Below are 2,865 nucleotides of genomic sequence, written 5' to 3' on the forward strand. Positions count from 1 at the left end.
CGCCTCCGCGGCCGCGCCCGCCGGACTCGGCACGGACACCGGCGGCTCCGTCCGCGTCCCCGCCGCCCTCACCGGCATCGCCGGACTGCGCCCCACCACCGGCCGCTACCCCGACAGCGGAGTCACCCCCCTGTCCCCGACTCGCGACACCGTCGGTCCGATGGCCCCCACCGTCGCCGACCTGATCGTCCTCGACACCGTCCTGGCCGCCGACCCCGCTCCCGCGACCGCCCCCGACCCGCGCGACGTCGTCCTCGCCGTCCCCGAACACCACTTCACCGAACACCTCCACCCCCGCACCGCCGAGATCTGGAAGGCGGCCCTGGACACGCTGGCCGACGCGGGCGTCACCCTGAAGGCCGTACGGCTCCCCGACGTCGAGACCGCCGAGGAGCTGATCGGCTTCCCCGTCACCCTGTACGAGGCCGCCCGCAGCCTGCCGCCCTACCTCAGGGACGCCACCGGCCGCGCCCCCGAGGAGTGCCTGCCGCAGGTCACCGCCCCCGACGTCCGCGCCGCGCTCGCCGACTTCGTCCTCGGCGACGCCCCCCTCGCCGTGAGCCGCGCGGCGTACGAGGACGCCCTGCGCGCCCGGCAGCGGGTCCTCGTCGAGGGGTACGCCCGCATCCTCGGCGCCGCCGACGCCGTCCTCTTCCCCACCACCCCCCTGCCCGCCGGGCTGATCGACACGGAGAGTGACGAGGTGACGCTGGACGGCAGCACACGGCCCACCTTCCCCACCTACATCCGCAACACCGGACCCGGCAGCATCACGGGCCTGCCCGGCGTCACCGTGCCGGCCGCGCAGAGCCGCCCCGGACTGCCGGTGGGACTCGCCCTCGACGGCGCACCGGGCACGGACCGTCGCCTTCTCGGCGTCGCACTGCTGGTCGAACGGCTGCTCGCTGCGGCAGGATGACCAGTGGGAGAGGGTTTCGGCCCCCTCCGACGCAGCGAGACCCCCGTGACAGCCGGCCGCCGGAGGACGGGGGTGACCGGAAGGACCGACCATGACCGAACCAGAGCTTCCGGCCACCGCCAAGCCCTCCGTCCAGACCCTCGACCGGGGGCTGAGGCTCCTGGAGGTCATCGCTCTGTCGGACATTCCGCTCACCCTCCCGGAACTGGCCCAGCAGATGAGCCTGCACCGCTCGATCGTCTACCGGCTGCTGCGCACCCTCCAGGACCACCACCTCGTCGCCCACACCACCCACGGCTACGTCATCGGCACCCGCGCCCAGTCCCTCGGCCGGCGCACCCTGCCCATGCTCCAGCGGATCGCCAAACCCGAGATCGCCAAACTCGCGGCTCACGTCGGCCTCACCTCCTTCTTCGTCGTCAGGGACGCGGAGGAGGCGGTCACCCTGGTCTCCGTGGAGGTCGAGAGCACCCGCTCCCGCGCCGTCTACAGCCCCGGCGACCGGCATCCCCTGACCGTCGGCAGTCCCGGCATCGCGATGCTCGCCGCCGAACCGGCCCGCCCCGGGGAACGACTCGACGTGACCCGGGCGCGGGCCTGCGGCTACGCCACCACCCGCAACGAGGTCCTGGCCGGGTTCGCCACCGTCTCCGCCCCCGTCGTCTCCGCCCCGGGGCACGCGGTCGCCGCCGTCTCCATCCTCTACACCGTCGAACGCCCCGGCCCGCCCCAGATCGACGCCGTCCTCGACACGGCACGGCTGATCACGGGACGGCTGCGCACCGAGCTGTCCTCCGGCGCGATCCTGCCCGGCGTGCGCTGAACCGCCGCGTGGACGGCGCGTTTCGCATAGCGAACGCGCAGGTGTCCACGGGTACCTGACGGCGCCTAGCGTCCCCTTCCGTCAGAAAGGGGAAATCCACGATGACCGCAGGTCCCACGGCCACCACCGTCAAGACGCAGGCGTTCGACGTCCTGCGCCGGTACGGACTCACCACCCTGTTCAGCAACCCCGGCTCCACGGAGGTCGGGTTCCTGGCCGGACTGCCCGCCGACATCGAGTTCGTCCTCGGCCTGCACGAGGGCTCCGTCGTCGGCATGGCCACCGGACACGCCCTCGCCACCGGCCGCCCCGCACTCGTCCTCCTGCACACCACCGCCGGCTACGGCAACGCCGTCAGCGCCCTGGCCACCGCACGCGCGAACCGGGCGCCCCTGGTCGTCGTCGTGGGCCAGCAGGACCGCAGACACCTCGCCCACGAACCGTTCCTCGCGGGCAAGCTCGACGGGCTGGCCGGCGAGTACCCGGTCTGGCAGCACACCCCGGCCCGCCCCCAGGACGTGCCCGGCGCCCTCGCCCGCGCCTGGCACGAGGCCCGGGAAGGCCGCGGCCCTGCCGTGGTCGTCGTCCCCATGGACGACTGGGCCGCCCCCGCCGAGGACGAACTCCCGCTCGCGGCACCCCATGAGGTCGACGGCACACGCACCGCCTCCGACAGCGGGCTCGCGGCGCTGGCCGCCCTCCTCGCCGACTCCCAGGCACCCTGCCTGGTCGCCGGCGCCGGGAACGACTCGCCGGAGGGCTGGCAGACGCTCACCGCACTCGCCGAACACCTCGGATGCCCCGTCTTCCAGGAGGCGTTCGGCGCCCGCGCCGGCTTCCCCCAGGACCACCCCCTCTTCGCCGGGCACCTCCCCGCGGCCCGCCCCGCCCTGCGCGCCGCGCTCGCCCCGCACGACGCCGTCCTCGTCGTCGGAGCCGCCGCCTTCCGCCAGTACCCCTACGCGGAGGGCGACTTCACCGAACCCGGCACCCGGATCGCCGTCGTCACCGACGACCCCGAGGAAGCCCACCGCAGCCCCGCCGCACCGGCCCTCCTCGCCCAGCCCGCCGACACCCTGCGCCGGCTGCTGCCGCTGCTCCCCGGCCGGGCACCCGCCGCGCC

The 2,865-nt window shown here is 74.8% G+C and carries 3 protein-coding genes; all 3 read left to right on the forward strand.

The features are described 5' to 3' along the window. A partial coding sequence (locus ACVNF4_RS34495) for an amidase family protein (protein ID WP_461806806.1) occupies positions 1-919 on the forward strand: 919 nt, incomplete at its 5' end. 91 nt (positions 920-1,010) lie between these two features. Then, positions 1,011-1,742 (forward strand): IclR family transcriptional regulator, encoded by a 732-nt coding sequence (locus ACVNF4_RS34500; RefSeq protein WP_461806807.1) that lies wholly within the window; start codon positions 1,011-1,013, stop codon positions 1,740-1,742. A 101-nt stretch (positions 1,743-1,843) separates the two neighbouring features. Continuing rightward, positions 1,844-2,865: thiamine pyrophosphate-binding protein (locus ACVNF4_RS34505; RefSeq protein ID WP_461806808.1), on the forward strand; the 1,022-nt coding region annotated here is incomplete at its 3' end.

The organism is Streptomyces sp. S6, from assembly GCF_054880855.1.